Here is a 17,378-nt window from a genome sequence, read left to right on the forward strand (position 1 = left end):
TTGTAGGAGCGAGCATGCTCCGGGCGGCGTACCGACGATGGAGGTCAACGATAACGCGGGAAGCCTGACACCCCGCGGCGTTCTTGGGTTCATCGCGAGCATGCTCGCTCCTACAAAGGGCGGTAATGCAGTGTGAAGGTCAATTCTGCCGATTGGCCCTGCTCCAGCAAACGCAACCCGGGCCGACTTGGCAAGTGGTGCGCGTTGACCGGGTGGCTGACCGGTTCGATGCAGAAAAAACCCAGTCCTGGCGGACAATAGAGCAGGTAGTAATCGCTGCCGGTGGCCTGGCATTCCAGCTCGTAACCAAGGTCGGGTTGCTGAATCAGGCAGTGGCCATCCCAGTTGCAGAAACCGTTGTCGACCAGTGTCTGGGGCAGGGCCTTGGGCTGCTGGAAATCCCATTCGGCAGGTAATGCACTCAGCCCGGTTGGCAGTCTGGTGGTGTCGCACAGCCACACTTGCCCGGCCTTTGCCTGTAATCGCGTGCCAGCGCTTCGGGGCAGATAAGGGTGCAGGCCCAAGCCATGCCAGGCCGCGTGTTCGGCCAGATGGGTAACGCTCAACTCGATACTCAGCTTGCCTTTATCGAGATGGAAACGTTGGCGGGCGCAATAGGCAAAGGGCTCGGTGCTATCGAGTTGCAGCACCACGTCGTTAGGCGTTTTGGAGACTACCTTCCAAGGCTGCTGCCAGGCGCTGCCATGAATCGGCAGAGGATCGGTGAGGCTATTGGGCGCCAGGGCCAGCCAACCATCCGGGCAATCGAAGCCCCCTTCGGCAATGCGGTTGGACCACGGCACCAAAGGGAAGCAGCCCAGTTTGCCGGGAAGGCCCGTGTTCAATGCGTGCTCATCGGCGTGTCGCAACAACGGCTGGCCGGTGTGGTGCACGGACCAGTTGACGATGCTGCCGCCAAGTTCGGGGGCGAGGGTGAGGCGGGTGAATTCGTCTTCGAGTTCGAGCAATGTGGGTTTCATGTTCACCAGCGGTAAAGGGAATGCACGGATTGCCTTTGGAGGAGCCGGCTTGCTGGCGATGGCGCCCTTGAGAACGCCATCGCCAGCAAGCCGGCTCCTACAGTTCAGCGGTTGCAGGATCAGCCGGATTACAACACCAGATGCGGCAACCACAACGACAGCGCAGGAATGTAGGTCACGGCCATCAGCACCAAAAACAGCACGCCGTAGAATGGCAGCAGGGCCTTGACGGTTGATTCGATGCTGACCTTGCCCACCGCCGACCCGACAAAGAGTACCGCGCCTACCGGCGGTGTGATCAAGCCGATCCCCAGGTTCACCAGCATGATCATGCCGAACTGCACCGGGTCCACGCCAATGCCGAGAATCACTGGCATCAGGATCGGCGTAAGGATCAGGATCAAGGGTGCCATGTCCATCACGGTACCAAGCAACAGCAGCATGACGTTGATGCACATCAGGATCACGTAACGGTTGTCCGACAGGGTCAGGAACATCGTGGTGATCTTCGCCGGGATCTGCATCAGCGTCATGATGTAGCCGAAGCTGGCGGCGAAGCCGATCAGGATCATCACGATCGAAATCGTGCGCACCGTGCGGTGCATCAGTTTCGGCAGCTCGCTCCACTTGTAGTCGCGGTAGATGAACATTGTCACGAAGAACGACCACAGTACCGCGATGGCCGCCGACTCGGTCGCCGTGAATATGCCCGACAGAATGCCACCGAGGATGATCACCATGGCCATCAGGCCCCAAAGTGCTTCGCCGCAGATTTTCAAGGCTTCGCGCATCGGGATGACTTCGCCCTTGGGGTAGTCACGCTTCTTGGCGAAGATCAGGCACAGCACCATCAGGCACGCGCTCATCAACAGGCCCGGCACCACGCCGGCCATGAACAGCGAGGCGATCGACACCGTTCCACCTGCCGCCAGCGAGTAGAGTACCGAGTTGTGGCTTGGCGGCGTCAACAGGGCTTGCACCGAGCCGCTGACGGTCACGGCGGTGGCGAACTCACGGGGATAGCCGCGGCGTTCCATTTCCGGGATCAGCACCGAACCGACCGAGGCGGTATCCGCCACCGACGAGCCGGAGATCGCGCCAAAGAAGGTCGAGGCCATGATGTTGACCAGTGACAGCCCACCGCGCACGAACCCGACCAGCACACCGGCAAATGCCACAAGGCGCCGAGACATGCCGCCCTCGGCCATGATCGCACCGGCGAGGACGAAGAACGGAATCGCCAGCAGGGAAAATTTGTTGACGCCACCGGCCACCTGAATCATCAGCGCCTGGAACGGAATGTCGATCCAGAACGCGCCGATCAGCGCAGAGAGCCCGAGCGCGTAGGCGACCGGCATGCCGATCAGGATCAATGCTATGAAGCTACCCAACAGAATCACAGCGTCCATTCAGGCAGCCCCTTCGTTTTCTTCAACGATGTCGAAACGCACGACGCGACGATTGCTCTGGTCGCCGAGCAAGAGTTTTTCCAGGACAAAGATCAGCGTCAGCAGGCCGCCAATCGGAATCGGCATGTAGGTAATGCCTACGCGCAGGGTGGGCAGGGCGCTCATGAACTGGTTCCAGGTCGACAGGCACAGCTTGCTGCCCCAGATGGTCATGAACAACGCGATGGTTGCCATCAACAGTTGCGAGACCACGCCTACAGCCTTGCGCAGTTCGGGGGGCATGCGGTCGGTAAGCATGGCCACGGCCATGTGTGCGCCAGCGCGGTAGCTGGCGGCGGCGCCGATGAAGGTGAAGACCATCATCAGCAGAATCGCCGTGGGCTCAGGCCAGCTTGAGCCAGTGCCGAGGACGTAGCGGGCGAAGACGCCCCAGGGAATGATCAGGGCAATGGCCAGGACCGACAGGCCCGCGACCCAGATGCAGGTCATGTAGATCCTGTCGTTGATGCGCAGCAATAGATTCTTCATCGGGTTTCACCGTAACCGGGCGCGCACGAGCGTCTACCAACGAACGTCGCGCCGGGCCTTTCAAGAGAGCGGGAGAGTTACTGGACGGCTTCGATGCGCTTGATCAGGTCGGCGTAGGGTGCGCCGTATTTCTCGCGGATCGAGGCAGTCGCTTCATAGAAAGGTTTCTTGTCGACGGTGATGAACTCGACGCCGGCAGCCTTGAGTTTTTCTTCGCTGCTGGCCGATTTGGCATCCCACAGGGTGCGCTCCTGCGCCTGCGCCGCCTTGGCGGTCTTCTTCACCAGCACCTGCTGCTCGGGGGTGAGTTTGTTCCAGGTGATTTTCGACATCACGATCGGCTCGGGCAGGATCAGGTGCCCGGTCAGGCTATAGAACTTGGCGTTCTGGTAGTGATTGTGTTCGAGCAGGGTCGGCGGGTTGTTCTCCGCACCGTCGATCACACCGGTCTGCAGGGCACTGAAGATTTCACCGGTGTCCATGGCAATGCCGTTGCCGCCCATGGCGTTGATGGTTTCGATGAACATCGGGTTGCCTTGCACGCGAATCTTCATGCCCTTGAGATCCTCCAGGCTGCGCACCGGTTTCTTGGTGTAGATGTTGCGCGTGCCGCCATCCATCCAGGCGAGGGCGACGAGGTTGAATTCGGAGTTGGTGATCTTGTCGAGGATCTCGTCGCCGACTTCACCATCGATGACCTTGCGCATGTGCGCCTGGTCGCGGAACACGAACGGCATGTTGAACACGTTCACGTCCGGCACCACCGGGCCGACGATGCCGAGGCTGACCCGAGCCATCTGGATCGCGCCAACCTGGGCCTGCTCGACCACTTCTTTTTCCGAGCCGAGCACACCGCCGGCGAACATCTTGAAGGTCAGCTTGCCGTCGCTGTCGGCCACCAGTGTCTTGCCCAATTGCTCTTCAGCGACCACGGTGGGGTAGCCCGCGGGGTGGATGTCGGCAAACTTGATTTCCAGCGCATGGGCGGCGCTGCTGAGGGTGAAGGCCAGAGGGAGTGCTGCGGCGAGCAAGGTGCGTTTGAAGTCCATCGGGGGTGTCTCCAGTTTTGTTGTTTTTGTTATTCAGGGCACAGCGGTGTAGCGCCAACAGTTGCATTCATTGCTTGAAGTGCGGCTCGGGCAATCCCTTGACGCTGGGGTCCAGGGCGAACACGCCACCGGCCAGCGAATGCTCGTCGTGGTCGTCTCCCGGGCGAATCGAGGTCACGAACAAGGTGTCCAGGCGACTGCCGCCGAAGGCGCACATGCTCGGTTTTTTCACCGGTACGGCAAGGGAGCGGTCCAGTCGACCGTCGGGGGTGAAGCGGTGGACCAACCCGGCATCGTTGCCGCAGATCCAGTAACAACCCTCGGCATCGACCGCCGCGCCATCAGGGCGGCCGGCATATTGATTCATGTCGATGAACACGCGGCGGTTGGAAGGGGTGCCGCTGTCGATGTCGTAATCGAATGCCCAGACCTGCTGCACCAGCGGATGGGAGTCGGACAGGTACATCGTCCGGCCGTCCGGGCTGAAGGCCAGGCCGTTGGGCACGATCAGGCCGTTCAGTTGTGCCTGGAGCGGGCCTTGTTGCCCGGCGCCATAGCGATAGAGCGTGCCCACGGCGGCATTGGCGCCCATGTCCAGCACCATGCTCCCGGCCCAGAAGCGGCCCTGGCGGTCGCAGCGACCATCGTTGAGGCGCATGTCCGGGCGGGGGTGATCGACGTGGGCCAGGGGTGCGCTGTCGAGGCTGCCGTCGGCATGTGCATGCAGATGGAAGAACCCGCTCTCCTTGCCGGCAACCCAGCCGCCATCGGGGTGACGGGCGATGCAGGCGAGCATTTGCGGGGCTTTCCAGGCGTGCACATGACCGGTTTGCGCGCTCCAGCATTGCAGGCCCCCGGCGGGAATATCGACCCAGTACAGGGCGTTTTCCTCGGGGACCCAGACCGGGCTTTCACCCACCGTATTGCGCGCATCGACAATCAGTTCGGCTTGCATGGCAACTCATTCCCTTGGCTGTTGGTGGTTGGGCTCGTGGCCGGGGCGATCAGTCGCCGAACGGGCCGGCCACGCAAAAGGCACCGCCCTGGTAGATCCGCGCCGGGTCATCGGCGGCCGGCAGCGGCTGGGCTTCGACTTTTTCACGGAACACTTCGGAGCTGTCCTGCGGGGCATACCCCAAGGCCGTGGCATAACGGTTGTCCCACCAGACGTCCTTGTTGTCGGAGGCGCCGTAGACCACGGTGTGTCCAACGTTGGGGGTGTAGAGCGCGCGTTCGAGCAATTGGGTGAGGTCACCGAAGCTAAGCCAGGTGCTCATCATCCGGCGGTTTTGCGGCTCGGGGAACGAAGAGCCGATGCGCACGCTGACGGTCTCGATGCCGTAGCGATCGAAGTAGAACGTAGCCATGTCTTCGCCGTAGGACTTGGACAAGCCGTAGTAGCTGTCCGGGCGGCGAGGGGAGTGGGCGTCGATGACTTCATCCTGCTTGTAGAAGCCGATGACGTGGTTGGAACTGGCGAAAATCACGCGCTTGATGCCATGACGGCGTGCCGCTTCATAGATGTGGAATACGCCGCATATGTTGGCGCCGAGGATTTCTTCGAACGAGCGCTCAACCGACACCCCGCCAAAATGCAGGATCGCATCCACGCCTTCGACCAACTGATGCACCGCGTGCTTGTCGGCGAGGTCGCACGGCACGACTTCTTCGCGATCATCGATGGCGGGGGCGATGTCGGCGATGTCGGACAGGCGAATGACGTTGGCGTACGGGCGCAGGCTCTCGCGCAGGACTTTGCCCAGGCCACCGGCAGCACCGGTCAGCAACAGGCGATTGAAGGGCGTTTGGGCGGTTGCAGTGGTCGTCATGGGAATTCCTGGACAAGCAGTTATTGTTATTGGGTCGTTGTAGGTTGTCGTACGACTTTGCTGAAGTATCGGTAGGCTTTCCGGTTTTTGTCAACGCGACATTGGTGGAAATTGACGGAGGGTCACCCCGATCAATGCTCCGGTAAATCTCGATCCCACAGGGGCATGTGTTGATCCTTTGCTCTTACAACAACGAAATCGGGTAGCTGATGAAAATCCGGTTTTCGTCGAACTCGTTGGTGCTGAAATCCTTGCGGATGCTCGCATTGCGCCATTTGACGTTGAGGTTTTTCAACGCGCCGCTCTGCACCGTGTAGGCCAGTTCCGATTCGCGGCCCCATTCCTTGCCGTCGGTGATGGTGCCGGTGTGCACGTTGTCACCGCTGATGTAGCGGTTCATCAGCGTCAGGCCGGGAATGCCCAGGGCCACGAAGTTGTAGTCGTGACGCACCTGCCAGGACTTCTCCCTGGCGTTGTCGTAGCTGGAGTTGTAGCTGTCGTTGGCCAGGGTCCCGCCGCTGGTGCCGTTGACCCGCATCCACACGTCGTCGCCGCTGAGTTTTTGCAGGCCGACATAAAAGGTGTTGCCACCGTATTTGGCCGAGAGCAGGGCGAAGGCGGTCTTGTTGTCGAGGTCACCGGCCAGGGCGCTGCCGTCTTCCTTGCCGATGAAGTAGCCGAGGTTGGCGCCCAGGGTCCAGTCGCCGATTGGCTGACTGTGACTGAGGTTGAAGTACTGCTGCTGGTAGATGTCGCTGAGTTCGGCGTACCAGACGCCGACCTGGGTGCGTTTTTCGTTGAAGGCGTATTCACCGCCGCCGAAGTTGAAACGATCCGAGCTGAAGGCCGCCGACTTGCCGTTCATGAACATGTCTTCCATGCTCGCATCGTTGCGCGGGCTGTTCTGGCGGAACTGCCCGCCGTAGAGCGTCAGGCCGCTGATCTCGGTGGACGTCACCTGGCCACCGCGGAAGGTTTGCGGCAGCGAACGGCCGTCGTCGGAACGCAGGATCGGCAATACCGGCATCCATTCGCCGACCTTCAGTTCGGTTTTCGAGATCTTGCCTTTGAGTGCCACGCCCAGGCGCCCGAAGTTGTCGGCCGGGCGGCCGTCACCATGGACCGGCAGCAACTGCGTTCCCGTGGTGCCCTTGCCGCCGTCGAGCTTTTGCGAGTACAGCCCCAGCACATCCACACCGAAGCCCACCGGGCCCTGGGTATAGCCGGATTTGGCGTCGAGGATGAAGTTCTGTGTCCACTCCTCAGCCTTGCCCTGAGGGTAGGCCGGGTTGGTGTAGTTGCGATTGAAGTAGGCGTTGCGCAGGTTCAGCGTGGCTTTGGCGTCATCGGTGAAGCCTTCGGCCTGGCAGGTGAGGGGCAGGCTCAGGGCCAGGCTCAGGGCCAGGCTGGCGCAACCGTACAGGCTCAGTGTCTGCAAGCGGGTGATGGTTGGGCGTGGAGTACGGACGGACGAATCGAGGACGAGCTTGCTCACTTTGACGCTCCCTTGCTGCTTTTTTTGTTTTTATTTGTCATACGTCGTCGTACAACATTGGCGCAGATATTTGCGGGATTTTTGGGGGTTGTCAATCGGAAGTTATACGATGACTTGAGGTAATTCGTTCCCCCGGGGTTAAGGGGTTATATGGGTAGAGACCGCAGGCATGGTTTGAAGGTATGAAATGCGGTCAAGAGGTGCCCTTTCCATGCGCCGGAATCGACGGTCCCCTGTCGCCGCGCCGTAGAGCGGTGCTAGTCTTGTTTAATGTTGTTGTCAGGGAGCCCTCATGGGCAATCACAAGATCGAGATTCGTCGCAGTAACGTCGAGAAAATTCTGCTGGGGGCCGAGAAGGTCTTCGCCGAAAAAGGCTTTGGTAGCACCGCCATGGCCGACATCGCCGCCGAGGTGCAACTGCCGCGCTCCAACCTGCATTACTACTTCAGCACCAAGACCGAACTGTACAGCGCCGTGCTGTTGGACCTGCTGGAAGTGTGGAAGCAGGACGCGCTGTGCTTCGAGATGTTCGACGACCCCCGCGTGGTGCTCAGCAGCTACATCCGCGCCAAGATGAACCACTCGCGCAGCCGGCCCTACGGTTCAAAGGTCTGGGCCAACGAAATCATCCACGGCGCGCCGACCCTGGGCGCGAAGCTGGACGCGAGCCTGTATGACTGGGCCAAGATGAAAGAAGCGAAGATCCGCCAGTGGGTGGACGACGGGCGCATCCTGCCGGTGGAGCCTTCAAGCCTGTTGTACATGATCTGGGCTTCGACACAGCACTATGCCGACTTTGATCATCAGGTGAATATTTTGAATGATCATCAACCGTTGTCCGATATGCAGTTCGAGCGGGCGGTGCAGACGGTGACGAGTGTGATTTTGCGGGGGATCGGGTTGGAGCCCTGAGGCCTTCGGTGTTGCTGATGGCCTCATCGCGGGCAAGTCGGATCGCCGCACCGCCGCTCCCACAGGTTTTGGGAACGCCAGAAAAACCTGTGGGAGCGGCGGTGCGGCGATCCGACTTGCCCGCGAAGGCGTGAGTTCAGACGCCGCTGAACTCAAACCGCGACGTGATACGGATTCCTCGGATCATGATTCCAGTCCAGAAATGGCTTGCCGTTCTCCATCGGCACCATCTCGATACAGTCCTGCACCGGGCAGGTGATCTGGCACAGGTTGCAACCCACGCACTCATCATCGATCACTTCATACTTGTGGGTACCGTCCGCCTGCTTGACGCTGGCGACCGCCTGGTGCGAGGTGTCTTCGCAGGCAATATGGCAGCGCCCACACCCAATACACGCCTCCTGATCGATCTTCGCGATCACCTGATAGTTGATATCCAGGTACTTCCAGTCGGTGGTATTGCCCACCGCACGCCCGGAAAACTCGGCGATGTTGGCGTAACCTTGACTGTCCATCCAGCGGGACAGGCCGTCCTTCATCTCCTCGACAATCCGGAAGCCATGCAGCATTGCCGCCGTGCACACTTGCACCGAGCCGCTGCCCAGCGCAATGAATTCGGCGGCATCGCGCCAGTTGCCAATGCCGCCAATGCCGCTGATCGGCAGGCCCTGGGTCTGCGGGTCGCGGGCGATTTCGGCGACCATGTTCAAGGCGATCGGCTTGACTGCCGAGCCACAATAGCCGCCATGGGTACTTTGGCTGCCGACAATGGGATTGGCGACCATGCGCTCCAGGTTGACGCTGGTGATCGAGTTGATCGTATTGATCAACGACACCGCATCCGCACCGCCACGATGCGCCGCGCGGGCAGCGACACGGATGTCGGTGATGTTCGGCGTGAGCTTGACGATCACCGGCAATGAGCAATAGGTCTTGCACCAGCGGGTGACCTGCTCGACGTATTCCGGGACTTGGCCAACCGCTGCGCCCATGCCGCGCTCAGGCATACCGTGAGGGCAACCGAAGTTCAGCTCGATGCCGTCGGCACCCGTGGCTTCCACCAGCGGCAGGATGTGTTTCCACGATTCTTCGACGCAAGGCACCATCAGCGACACGATAAGCGCGCGGTCCGGCCAGTCCTTCTTGACCTGGGTGATTTCCCGCAGGTTGATCTCCAGCGAGCGATCGGTGATCAGTTCGATATTGTTAAAACCCAGTACCTCCCGATTAGCCCCGAAGTGCGCCGAATAGCGCGAAGAAACGTTGACCGCCGCCGGGTCTTCCCCCAGGGTTTTCCAGACCACGCCACCCCAGCCAGCCTCGAAGGCGCGGACCACGTTGTAGGCCTTGTCGGTCGGCGGTGCAGAGGCCAGCCAGAACGGGTTGGGGGACTTGATGCCAGCGAAGACAATCGACAGATCGGCCATTTATGCAGCCTCCACATTGAGCATCAGTTGAGCGTTGATCGCCTCGGCGGCGCGCTTGCCGTGCTGTACTGCCTGAACGGTGAGATCCTGGTCGAGGCTGGTGCAGTCGCCGCCGGCATACACGCCAGGAATGCTGGTGCGCAGATGCTCGTCCACCTGGATGCGATCACCCTCGCGCTTGAGTTCCCGGGCCAGCGGATCGCTGAGTGCGCTGCTGTCGAAGGCCTGGCCGATGGCCTTGAATATCGCGTCGGCAGCCAGCTCAAAAGTTTCGCCAGTGGTTTGCAGGCGGCCTTCAACCAGGTGGGTGCGAGCGAATCGCATGCCGCGCACCTGGCCCTGGTCATTGAGCAAGACTTCCTCCGGTTGGGCCCAGGTCAACAGGCGTACCTGATTGGCCTTGGCAATCTCCTGTTCATGGTGGGTGGCCCCCATGTCCTCGACACCACGGCGATACACCAGGTTGACGTCGTGGGCGCCGAGCCGGGCCATCTGCACCGCCATGTCGATGGCGGTGTTGCCGGCGCCGAGCACGATGCAGTGGTCAGCCAGCGGCAGCTGGGTCAAGTCGTCGGCCTGGCGCAGCTCGCGGATATAGTCGGTGGCGGCTACCAGGCCGGGCGCGTCTTCATGCTGTAGGCCAAGCTGTTTGCTGGCCGCCAGGCCGAGGCCGAGGAACACCGCGTCGAATTGTAGATGCAGGTCGCTGAGGCTGAGGTTTTCCCCGAGCCTGTGCCCATGGCGGATTTCGATGCCACCGATCTCCAACAGGAAGTCCAGCTCCTTTTGTGCGTAATCGTCCACCAGTTTGTATTTGGCGATCCCGTATTCGTTCAGGCCACCGGCCTTTTCCCTGGCCTCGAAAATCACCACGTCATGGCCGTGCATCGCACTGCGGTGGGCGCAGGACAACCCGGCGGGGCCGGCCCCGACCACGGCGATGCGCTTGCCGGTGGCGGCCGCGCGGGAGAATGGATGCTGGCTGAAATGCGCGTTGTCCACGGCATAACGTTGCAACAGGCCGATCAAGACCGGCGCGCACTCATGGGCGTTGTTGCGCACGCAGGCTTGCTGACAAAGAATTTCTGTCGGACAGACCCGGGCGCAACTGCCACCGAGGATGTTGGCGGAGAGGATTTTCTGCGCCGCGCCCTGCACGTTGTCCTGGTGGATGTTACGGATGAACGAGGGAATATCGATTTCACTCGGGCAGGCATTCACGCAGGGTGCGTCGTAGCAATACAGGCAGCGCGAGGCCTCCAGATGGGCCTGGCGATCATTGAGTGGCGGCGCCAGATCGGTGAAATGGCCGGCGAGGGCGGCCGCATTCTCAACGGGATGCGGGAGGTGGGTCAGGGTCTTGATCACGGTATTTGGCCTCACGGTAATTGAGGTGCTGCCTCTGTTGGGCATTACTCAGTGCTACGCCATCCCCTGTAGGAGCTGCCGCAGGCTGCGATCTTTTGATCTTGATCTTGGAAGCAAAATCAAAAGATCGCAGCCTGCGGCAGCTCCTACAGGGTTCGCATTCCAGATGTGGGAGCGATTGAAGGCCTTGATTTCAGCGTTTGACCGCCACCGGCTGGTTCAACTCGGCCCGTTTGCTCAGCAAATCGAACACCGCCGGATAAGCCGGCCGCTCGATGTAGCGCCCGGCACCGCGCTCAGCCCGTAGATCGCCATCGGCCCAGACCACGCGCCCCTGGCTGATGGTGTGGCTCGGTACACCGCGCACGGTCTTGCCTTCGAAAATATTGAAGTCGACCTGCTGGTGATGGGTCTTGGCGGAAATTGTCCGCGTACCTTGCGGATCCCACAGCACCAGGTCGGCATCGGCACCGACGCGGATCGCGCCTTTGCGTGGGTAGAGGTTGAAGATTTTCGCGGTGTTGGTGGAGGTCAGCGCCACAAATTGCTGCATCGAAAAACGCCCGGTGTTCACGCCTTCATCCCACAACACCGCCATGCGGTCTTCGATGCCGGCGGTGCCGTTGGGGATCTTGCTGAAGTCGTCCTTGCCGGCGGCTTTTTGCTCCGCGCAGAAACAGCAGTGATCGGTGGCGGTGGTGTGCAGGTTACCTGCCTGCAAACCGTGCCAAAGGGCTTCTTGATGACCCCGCGGGCGGAACGGCGGGCTCATCACGTAGCCGGCGGCGGTTTGCCAGTCCGGGTGCCGGTAGACGCTGTCGTCCAGCAGCAGATGCCCGGCCAGCACTTCGCCGTAGACCGGTTGGCCCTTGGCGCGGGCGTAGGTGATTTCGTCCAGCGCCTCTTTGGTCGATACATGCACCAGGTACAACGGCGTGCCGAGGGTTTCGGCAATGCGGATGGCACGGCTCGCGGCTTCGCCTTCCACCTGCGAGGGACGCGACAGTGGATGCGCCTCCGGCCCGGTCATGCCCTGGGCCATGAGTTTGCGTTGCAGGTGATACACCAGCTCACCGTTTTCCGCATGCACGGTCGGCACCGCGCCCAGCTCCAGGCAGCGCTCAAAACTCGCTACCAGGGTGTCGTCTGCCGCCATGATCGCGTTCTTATAGGCCATGAAATGCTTGAAACTGTTGATCCCGTGATGAATCACCAGCTCGGCCATTTCTTCGCGGACCTGTTCGCTCCACCAGGTGATGGCGACGTGGAAGCCGTAGTCGGACGCCGACTTCTCGGCCCAGCCACGCCACTGATGGAAGGCCTCCATCAATGACTGCTGCGGATTGGGGATCACGAAGTCGATGATCGACGTGGTGCCACCGGCCAGACCCGCCGCCGTGCCACTGAAAAAGTCTTCGCTGGCCACGGTGCCCATGAAGGGCAGTTGCATGTGGGTGTGGGGGTCGATGCCGCCGGGCATCAGGTACTGACCACTGCCGTCGAGTAACTCGGCACCTGCTGGAACGTCGAGGTCTTCGCCGATGGCCTTGATTACGCCGTCTGCGCAATACACATCGGCGCGATAACTTTCATCATGGGTAATAACGGTAGCGCCACGGATCAACAGAGACATTCCGGGTTCCTCGCAGGCATGACCGACTGATGCCGGTTCTAGATGTTTTGTATGACGCCAGCGTTAACCGGACTATTCCTGTCAGCGCTGTCAGGATTAAAAGCTAGTCTGAGTTATGGGAATGAGCAAGAATATTTTTTATAAGCTTATTACTGTTTTAACCAACTGATAAATAACGATAAAACACTGTTTTCACCAAAATGGTGAGGTCGCTCACCATTTTGACGCACTTGACAGGATCTAAATATGGTCAAGATTTCTTATGTGAAATCAGCCGTTTGAGGATGGTCTATGGTTGATGCGCGACCGTGAGAAAAATATCGATGCACCAGATTGAGTCCTGACTGTTCGGACAACTTGGCGCAGATCGTTTCCAGTGGCATGACAAGTCACCGAGGGTTACCTGGTTGATCCAGTAAAATTGATAAACATCAGTTGTTTACAGAGTGTTTATGGAACTGCCCGATGCGCAAGCGGGGCAACCGGCACGTTTATTGAAGCCGCCAGCCCCTGATGAGCAAAAATAATTCAAAGATCAGTGGAGCGGCCATGCAACAGATCAGATCGCAAGTGAACGAGCGCGACGGCTTGTTCGAGCTGGAAGCCGGTAGCGATGTCCTCGACAGTCCCCGTTACAACCACGACATAGCACCGACCAAGGTGCACGAACGAACCTGGAACAAATGGCACATCACGGCATTGTGGGTGGGCATGGCGATATGCGTGCCCACCTATACCCTGGGCGGAGTGCTAACGGCGTACTTCGGCCTGAGCGTCGGTGAAGCGCTGCTGGCGATTCTGTTCGCCAACATCATCGTATTGATCCCGCTGACGCTCAACGCGTTTCCCGGCACCAAATACGGCATCCCGTTTCCGGTGTTGCTGCGTTCGTCCTTCGGCATCTTCGGCTCCAACATCCCGTGTCTGATCCGCGCCCTGGTGGCGTGTGGCTGGTTCGGCATCCAGACGATGTTCGGTGGCCTGGCAATCCATCTGTTCCTGGGCTCGGTGTTCGAGGGCTGGAAATCCCTGGGCGGCACCGGCGAGGTCATCGGCTTCATGGTGTTCTGGGCGCTGAACCTGTGGGTGGTGATTCGCGGCGCCGAGTCGATCAAATGGCTGGAAACCCTCTCGGCACCACTGCTGGTACTGGTGGGGGTGGGGTTGTTGGTGTGGGCCATGCCCAATGTATCGATGTCCGAGCTGCTGGCGATCCCGGCCAAGCGTCCCGAAGGCGCGGGGGTGGCCAGTTACTTTGCGGCGGGGTTGACCGCGATGGTCGGGTTCTGGGCCACGTTGTCGCTGAACATACCTGACTTCAGCCGCTACGCGAAAAGCCAGAAAGACCAGATTGTCGGGCAGCTCATTGGCCTGCCACTGACCATGTTCCTGTTTGCCTCCCTGGGCGTGGTGATGACCGCCGCCTCGGTGAAGCTGGTGGGTGTGACGGTGTCCGACCCGGTGACCCTGATCGGCCATATCCAGAGCCCGGTGTGGGTGGCGCTGGCCATGGCGCTGATCATCATCGCGACGCTGTCGACCAACACCGCAGCCAACATCGTGTCGCCCACCAACGATTTCCAGAACATCGCCCCCAAGGCGATCAACCGGACCAAGGCGGTGATGCTCACGGGGCTGGTCGGGCTGGCGCTGATGGCCCATGAACTGCTGAAAAAGCTCGGCCTGATCGTTTCCGACCTGAGCCTGGAAACGGTCTATTCCAACTGGCTGCTCGGCTACTCCAGCTTGCTGGGGCCGATTGCCGGGATCATGGTGGTGGACTATTTCCTGATCAAGAAACAGCAACTGGATTTGGCCGGGCTGTACCGCGACGACGTGTATCCGGCGTGGAACTGGAACGGTTTCATCGCCTTCGGGGTGCCGGTGGTGTTGACGCTGCTGTCGCTCGGCAGTGATGCCTTCAGCTGGTTCTACAGCTATGGCTGGTTTACCGGCTCGGCCCTGGGGGGGGTGATTTATTACGGGCTATGCGCGATGCGCCCGAGCCCCGTGGTTGCCAAGTCAACCCTGTAATGATCGTTCCCGCGCTCTGCGTGGGAATGCAGCCCGGGACGCTCTGCGTCCCAAGCCTGGACGCAGAGCGTCCATGGATGAATTCCCACGCGGAGCGTGGGAACTATCAGATCCAAACAGCCTCAGGAGATCCCCATGAACGCAGCCGTAGACGTTCTGCAATCGACCCATCAGCACATCAACCGCGACCGTCTGTGGCAGTCGCTCATGGAACTGGCCAAGCTCGGCGCCACGGTCAAGGGCGGTGTCTGTCGCCTGGCCCTGACCGATCTCGACCGCCAGGCCCGCGATACGTTCGTGAGGTGGTGCGAGGACGCCGGTTGCACCGTCAGTATCGACGCCGTCGGCAATATTTTCGCCCGTCGCCCGGGGCGCAACCCGGACCTGCCACCGGTCATGACCGGCAGTCACATCGACACCCAGCCCACGGGGGGCAAGTTCGATGGTTGCTTCGGCGTGCTCGCCGGCGTGGAAGTGCTGCGTACCCTCAATGACCTGGGCATCGAGACCGAAGCGCCGCTCGAAGTGGTGGTGTGGACCAACGAAGAAGGCTCGCGTTTCGCCCCATGCATGATGGGTTCCGGCGTATTCGCCGAGAAATTCACCCTGGAAGAGACCCTGGCCAAGGTTGACGCCGAGGGCGTGACGGTGGACGAAGCGCTCAACGCTATCGGCTATGCCGGGTCACGCGCGGTTAGCGGCCACGCGGTGGGCGCCTATTTCGAGGCGCACATCGAACAAGGTCCGATTCTCGAAGACGAACGCAAAACCATCGGCGTGGTCATGGGCGCCCTCGGACAGAAATGGTTCGACCTGAAACTGCGTGGCGTCGAGGCCCACGCCGGCCCAACGCCGATGCACCTGCGCAAGGACGCCCTGGTCGGCGCGGCAGTGATCGTCGGTGCGGTCAACCGCGCGGCCCTCGGTCATCAGCCCCATGCCTGTGGCACTGTCGGTTGCCTGCAAGCCTACCCCGGCTCGCGCAACGTCATTCCGGGCGAGGTGCGCATGACCCTGGACTTCCGTCACCTGGAGCCGTCGCGACTGGACTCGATGATCGCTGAAGTGCGCGAAGTCATCGAGACCACCTGCGAAGAACATGGCCTGACCTATGAACTGACACCCACCGCCGACTTCCCGCCGCTGTACTTCGACAAGGGCTGCGTCGAAGCGGTACGTAACGCGGCGCAAGGGCTGGGCCTGTCGCACATGGACATCGTCAGCGGCGCCGGACACGACGCGATCTTCCTTGCCGAGCTGGGTCCGGCCGGGATGATCTTCGTGCCGTGCGAAGGCGGCATCAGCCACAACGAAATCGAAAATGCCGCCCCGGATGACCTGGCGGCCGGGTGTGCGGTGCTGTTGCGGGCAATGCTGGCGGCTTCGGCGGCGGTGGCAAAGGCAGCTCCGGCTGCCTGAAATGCAATAGATCGCAGCCTGCGGCAGTCCCTGCAGGCTGCGATTGTTTGATCTTCAAACGGTTGCCGTATTTTCAAGCTTTTCACTGACCACAAGATCCACCCGATGAATCGGTTTCCCGCGATTCCTGAGCATCCCGCCCTGGCGCTGGTTCATCACCGCCGTCATTTCGGCGAGTATTGCCAGCGCCACGCTCTGCGGCGCATCGCCACCCAGGTCGAGGCCCATCGGGTAGTGCAGTGCAGACGTGCTCGTGCCAATTTGCGCCAGCAGGCGTTCGGTGCGCTCTCTGGGACCGAGTTGGCCGATGTAGGCGGGCGCGGCTTGCAGCGCCAGCCCGAGCCAATGGCGGTCCTGGCGGTAGCTGTGGGTCATTACCGCGACGGCGGCGCCGTCGATCAGCGGGGCCAGGTCGAACGGGTTGTCGAGGCTGGCGAGGATAACGGCGTCGGCTTGCGGGAAACGTTCGGCGCGGGCGAAGTGGCTGCGACTGTCTACGACGCTGACGTGCCAGTCCAGCAACTTGGCCATGCGCACCAGCGGCTGTGCGTCGTGGCCGGCACCGATAATCACCAGGCGAGGCGGCGGGGCGATGTACTCGAAAAATACTTCGACTTCACCACGGGCGTTGCTGTAGAGGCGTATCGAGGACTTCTTCTGCATCAGGGTCTTGTGCAGACCACGGCGCATAGCACTGTTCAGTTGCAGGTTGCGCAGGCTGCCTTCGGTATTCGACAACAAACGGTCACCGACTCTGGCAGATGCATCGCGAGAGCTTGCAATCACCGTGGCCATGGCGGCAGGTTGTTGACTGTCGCGCACCCGTCGCAGCAGATCGATGGCCGGGGCAGGTGACTTTGCCCGCAGGCGTTCGAGCATGACGAATACCGTGCCGTTGCAACCCAGGCCAAAGGTCAGGGCGCTTTGCTCGTCGTCCTCGTCCTCGGTGGCGCCCGTGCTGTAGCGACGTACTACCGGTTCACCGGAATCGGTGAGCCACCAGGCTTTTTTCGCCAGGTCCTGCTCCAGGCAGCCGCCGCTGACGGTGCCAACGGTGCGGCCGTGTATGGGGATGAGCATCCGCGCACCGGGACGGCGGTAGGCCGAGCCTTCAACCTTGACCACGGTGGCGAGGATGGTTTCTTCGCCCTGGCGGGCGGCGGTGTCGATGGCTTGTAGAAGATCATTGAGGCCGGACATGGAATCAGTTCCTGAATACGAAGGAGACCCTGTAGGAGCTGCCGCAGGCTGCGATCTTTTGACTTTGCTTTAAGATCTAGATCAAAAGATCGCA

At 60.8% G+C, this 17,378-nt stretch carries 14 protein-coding genes; 3 read left to right on the forward strand and 11 right to left on the reverse strand.

Annotated features, from left to right (window positions below; translation table 11 throughout):
- Window positions 1-110: 110 nt before the first annotated feature.
- The 7 genes from HGP31_RS14055 to HGP31_RS14085 form a co-directional block, all read right to left on the reverse strand.
- Window positions 111-980 (reverse strand): aldose 1-epimerase, encoded by an 870-nt coding sequence (locus HGP31_RS14055; RefSeq protein WP_168757983.1) that lies wholly within the window; start codon window positions 978-980, stop codon window positions 111-113.
- A gap of 128 nt (window positions 981-1,108) precedes the next feature.
- The gene (locus HGP31_RS14060; protein WP_168757984.1) at window positions 1,109-2,389 is read right to left on the reverse strand and encodes a TRAP transporter large permease; all 1,281 of its coding nucleotides are present in this window, start codon (window positions 2,387-2,389) and stop codon (window positions 1,109-1,111) included.
- Window positions 2,390-2,917 carry a TRAP transporter small permease gene (locus HGP31_RS14065; protein ID WP_020799404.1) on the reverse strand — a complete coding sequence of 176 codons (528 nt, stop codon included), beginning with the start codon at window positions 2,915-2,917 and terminating at the stop codon, window positions 2,390-2,392.
- 77 nt (window positions 2,918-2,994) lie between these two features.
- Window positions 2,995-3,966, reverse strand: coding sequence for a TRAP transporter substrate-binding protein (locus tag HGP31_RS14070; protein WP_020799405.1), 972 nt, complete (start codon window positions 3,964-3,966; stop codon window positions 2,995-2,997).
- Window positions 3,967-4,033: 67 nt separating this feature from the next.
- Window positions 4,034-4,921, reverse strand: coding sequence for an SMP-30/gluconolactonase/LRE family protein (locus HGP31_RS14075; protein WP_168757985.1), 888 nt, complete (start codon window positions 4,919-4,921; stop codon window positions 4,034-4,036).
- A gap of 49 nt (window positions 4,922-4,970) precedes the next feature.
- Window positions 4,971-5,795 (reverse strand): NAD-dependent epimerase/dehydratase family protein, encoded by an 825-nt coding sequence (locus tag HGP31_RS14080; RefSeq protein ID WP_168757986.1) that lies wholly within the window; start codon window positions 5,793-5,795, stop codon window positions 4,971-4,973.
- Between the two features lie 184 nt (window positions 5,796-5,979).
- A complete protein-coding gene (locus HGP31_RS14085) occupies window positions 5,980-7,242 on the reverse strand; it encodes an OprD family porin (protein ID WP_168759170.1) in 1,263 nt (420 codons plus the stop codon).
- A 340-nt stretch (window positions 7,243-7,582) separates the two neighbouring features.
- Between HGP31_RS14085 and HGP31_RS14090 the strand changes: the two genes are divergently transcribed.
- Entirely contained in the window at window positions 7,583-8,203 is a 621-nt protein-coding gene (locus HGP31_RS14090) for a TetR/AcrR family transcriptional regulator (protein ID WP_020799409.1), read from the forward strand.
- 152 nt (window positions 8,204-8,355) lie between these two features.
- Here the strand turns inward: HGP31_RS14090 and preA are convergent, their stop codons facing one another.
- The 3 genes from preA to hydA form a co-directional block, all read right to left on the reverse strand.
- Entirely contained in the window at window positions 8,356-9,630 is a 1,275-nt protein-coding gene (gene preA / locus HGP31_RS14095; protein WP_020799410.1) for an NAD-dependent dihydropyrimidine dehydrogenase subunit PreA, read from the reverse strand.
- The gene (locus HGP31_RS14100) at window positions 9,631-10,998 is read right to left on the reverse strand and encodes an NAD(P)-dependent oxidoreductase (protein WP_168757987.1); all 1,368 of its coding nucleotides are present in this window, start codon (window positions 10,996-10,998) and stop codon (window positions 9,631-9,633) included.
- Window positions 10,999-11,191: 193 nt separating this feature from the next.
- Window positions 11,192-12,631 (reverse strand): dihydropyrimidinase, encoded by a 1,440-nt coding sequence (gene hydA / locus HGP31_RS14105; protein ID WP_168757988.1) that lies wholly within the window; start codon window positions 12,629-12,631, stop codon window positions 11,192-11,194.
- 549 nt (window positions 12,632-13,180) lie between these two features.
- On the opposite strand from hydA, the gene HGP31_RS14110 reads away from it, so the two are divergent.
- Together HGP31_RS14110 and HGP31_RS14115 are read left to right on the forward strand one after the other, a co-directional pair.
- Entirely contained in the window at window positions 13,181-14,665 is a 1,485-nt protein-coding gene (locus tag HGP31_RS14110) for an NCS1 family nucleobase:cation symporter-1 (RefSeq protein WP_168757989.1), read from the forward strand.
- 135 nt (window positions 14,666-14,800) lie between these two features.
- A complete protein-coding gene (locus HGP31_RS14115) occupies window positions 14,801-16,084 on the forward strand; it encodes a Zn-dependent hydrolase (RefSeq protein WP_168757990.1) in 1,284 nt (427 codons plus the stop codon).
- Window positions 16,085-16,138: 54 nt separating this feature from the next.
- Here HGP31_RS14115 and HGP31_RS14120 read toward each other — a convergent pair whose 3' ends face one another.
- Complete coding sequence (locus tag HGP31_RS14120) at window positions 16,139-17,284, reverse strand: XdhC family protein (RefSeq protein ID WP_168757991.1); 1,146 nt, start codon at window positions 17,282-17,284, stop codon at window positions 16,139-16,141.
- Between the last annotated feature and the right edge of the window lie 94 nt (window positions 17,285-17,378).

The organism is Pseudomonas umsongensis (genome assembly GCF_012647205.1).
GTDB lineage: Bacteria > Pseudomonadota > Gammaproteobacteria > Pseudomonadales > Pseudomonadaceae > Aquipseudomonas > Aquipseudomonas umsongensis.

What these genes read in the sequence shown, in the direction of transcription:
- HGP31_RS14055 (WP_168757983.1), bottom strand. Translation starts at nt 980, where the DNA reads ATGAAACCCACATTGCTCGAACTCGAAGACGAATTCACCCGCCTCACC.
- HGP31_RS14060 (WP_168757984.1), bottom strand. Translation starts at nt 2,389, where the DNA reads ATGGACGCTGTGATTCTGTTGGGTAGCTTCATAGCATTGATCCTGATC.
- HGP31_RS14065 (WP_020799404.1), bottom strand. Translation starts at nt 2,917, where the DNA reads ATGAAGAATCTATTGCTGCGCATCAACGACAGGATCTACATGACCTGC.
- HGP31_RS14070 (WP_020799405.1), bottom strand. Translation starts at nt 3,966, where the DNA reads ATGGACTTCAAACGCACCTTGCTCGCCGCAGCACTCCCTCTGGCCTTC.
- HGP31_RS14075 (WP_168757985.1), bottom strand. Translation starts at nt 4,921, where the DNA reads ATGCAAGCCGAACTGATTGTCGATGCGCGCAATACGGTGGGTGAAAGC.
- HGP31_RS14080 (WP_168757986.1), bottom strand. Translation starts at nt 5,795, where the DNA reads ATGACGACCACTGCAACCGCCCAAACGCCCTTCAATCGCCTGTTGCTG.
- HGP31_RS14090 (WP_020799409.1), top strand. Translation starts at nt 7,583, where the DNA reads ATGGGCAATCACAAGATCGAGATTCGTCGCAGTAACGTCGAGAAAATT.
- preA (WP_020799410.1), bottom strand. Translation starts at nt 9,630, where the DNA reads ATGGCCGATCTGTCGATTGTCTTCGCTGGCATCAAGTCCCCCAACCCG.
- hydA (WP_168757988.1), bottom strand. Translation starts at nt 12,631, where the DNA reads ATGTCTCTGTTGATCCGTGGCGCTACCGTTATTACCCATGATGAAAGT.
- HGP31_RS14110 (WP_168757989.1), top strand. Translation starts at nt 13,181, where the DNA reads ATGCAACAGATCAGATCGCAAGTGAACGAGCGCGACGGCTTGTTCGAG.
- HGP31_RS14115 (WP_168757990.1), top strand. Translation starts at nt 14,801, where the DNA reads ATGAACGCAGCCGTAGACGTTCTGCAATCGACCCATCAGCACATCAAC.
- HGP31_RS14120 (WP_168757991.1), bottom strand. Translation starts at nt 17,284, where the DNA reads ATGTCCGGCCTCAATGATCTTCTACAAGCCATCGACACCGCCGCCCGC.